This window comes from Protofrankia coriariae (assembly GCF_001017755.1).
GTDB lineage: Bacteria > Actinomycetota > Actinomycetes > Frankiales > Frankiaceae > Protofrankia > Protofrankia coriariae.
The window spans coordinates 58,359-60,581 of the sequence record NZ_JWIO01000008.1 but is presented as its reverse complement, the minus strand read 5'-3'; the positions used below and the strand labels follow the sequence as shown (position 1 = coordinate 60,581).

Sequence of the window (2,223 nt, the reverse complement as noted above, 5' to 3'; positions counted from 1 at the left end):
GGGTCGCCGCCGGCCGGCGGGTCGGCGTCCGACGGAGCGGCGCAGCCGTCACCAACCGTGACGGCTGCGCCGCTGGCGCGGGAGTATCGCTGGGTCGGTGCGGCAGACGTGATCGAGCCTGACGCGGCAGCCGCCACGCTGCTGCCTGCCGTACCGGATCGGACACTTTCCGCCCTGGTGCTCACTGCGCCAGAGACCACAGTGACGGTATGGATCGATGGAAACCCGCTGCGCGTCCCGGTCGGCCGGACGGTATCCGTCGGATCGGCCGGTACCGTACGGATGGTCACCCGCGGCGNCCCGCGGCGGGCCGCTGGTCGCGGCACAGACGATCGGTACCACCGACTGGGTCGCCACGCTGACCCTGTCGGCGGCGCCGCGGACGGTCTTCGTCCCCACCCTGTTCCAGGACCCCCGGGCCGCCTTCCGCGGATAGCCCGGCCTACCCGGCCCCGATCCCACATTGGCTCCATGACCAGGTGGAACAGGGCTCCATGACCAGGTGGAACAGCTCCGCGAAGACGCCCCTGGCGATCCTGGACGCCGCGCTGCCCCATGCCGGGATCATGCCGCTCCCCGAAACACGACCGGCGCCCTGGGGCACTGGCCGGACAGCGAAGATCGCTGTGTGTCTGTCGTTGTGCACGCCTACAGGGCCGAAAGCGTACCGAGCGGCAAACTCTTCTGGATCATGATTCATGCGGGTGGCCGCGGATGGCTCGTCGACGAAAAGATCTTCGCCTGGATGCGGGATGTAGATCTTGAGAGCTCCACGTCCGTCGGGGGAACCAGGCGGTCAGCCAGCCGCTCAGGGCGGTGGTGGCGTGCGCGAGCCAGGTGAGGCGATGAACACCCTGCCTCGTCCCCACAGATTCAGAGTCAGTGCCCCGTCCGCCGTCATGGCTCCGCCCACTGCCGACGCCCCGCCCGCTGTCGGTGCCCTGTTCGGAGCCGAAGCCGAAGCCGGAGGCACGACGGCTGCCTGGCCTCGGCGAAGCCCCATCGAGGGGATGCCCGCGCCTTCCACCGTGACGGCGCCGTCGGTCACCAGCAGGATGGCTGGACGTCGGATGGTGACCGCGCCGCCGGGGGCGTTCGCGTCACGGACGTTTCCGCTGCGGGTGTTTCGGCCAGGGGCGCTGCCGCTGGGGACGCCTCCACCGGAGACGTTTCTCCCAGGGCTGCTCCCCCGGGAGACGCTTGCGCCGAGAGCGCCGCCACGGAAGACGTTTCCGCCGGAGGTGTTGTCGTGGGAGGTGCTCCCGGCGGGAGCCGNNGAGGTGCTCCCGGCGGGAGCCGTCCAGCCGCAGATCGCTTCGGTCAGCGCGAAATCGTCGACCGGAACGTCCCAGGTGCGCACGATGATCCCGGCCGTCCCGCCCACCGTCCGGGGGGTGAGCACGGGCGCCTGGGTCGGTGTCGGATCCAGGACGCGCAGCAGTTCGTCCACGTCGACGTGTTTCGACGTCAGCCCGCCGCGCAGCACGTTGTCGGACGTGGCCATGATCTCGATGCCGACGCCATGGACGTAGGCGTGCAGCAGGCGAGCCGGCTGGAAGAGTGCTTCCCCCGGCTGGAGCAGCACGTCGTTGAGCAGAAGCGCGGCGGCGACACCGACGTCGCCGGGGTGTGCCGCGGCGAGCTGGACGACCAGGTCGGCGGCCGCGGCCACGTCGGTCGCTACGTCAGCCGTCACGGCTGTCGTCGCGCCGGCCGCCGCTGCGCCGGCCGCCGCCGTGCCAGCCATCGTCGTGCCAGCCATCGCCGTGCCGGTCGCCGCTGCGCCGGCCGCTGCCCGTGCGGCGATCACGGTGGCGGCCCCGACGGTCCCGGCGACGAGGCCGCGCCCCTGGTGGGCGGGCATCGTCAGCAGGGTGCGCAGGACCGTCGCGGCCCCGGCCGCGGGGTCCGCCCGCAGCGGCTCGAACGCGGCGGTCAGCGGGGGGTGGCCGAGGGCCCGCACCACGTGCAGGGTGTGCCGTGGGTCACGGATACCGGCCAGAGCGCGGAAGGGTGTGAGCGCGACGATCAGCTCCGGTTTGTGGTTGCGGTCCCGGTATCGGCGCCAGGGGGCCTGCGGCGGTACGCCGGCCCGCTCCTCGCCGTCGAAACCGGCCCGCGCCTGTGCCTGGTCCGGGTGTACCTGCAGGGACAGCGCCCGCTCGGCGGCGAGCACCTTCAGCAGGAACGGCAGCCGGCCCACGGCGTCCTCGGCGGGTTGCC

Annotated in this window: 1 pseudogene; it reads right to left on the bottom strand. The window is 72.4% G+C overall.

The features are described 5' to 3' along the window. Nucleotides 1–1,306 precede the first annotated feature (1,306 nt). A pseudogene (locus FrCorBMG51_RS34525) lies at nt 1,307–2,223 on the bottom strand (type I phosphomannose isomerase catalytic subunit); the annotation flags it as partial.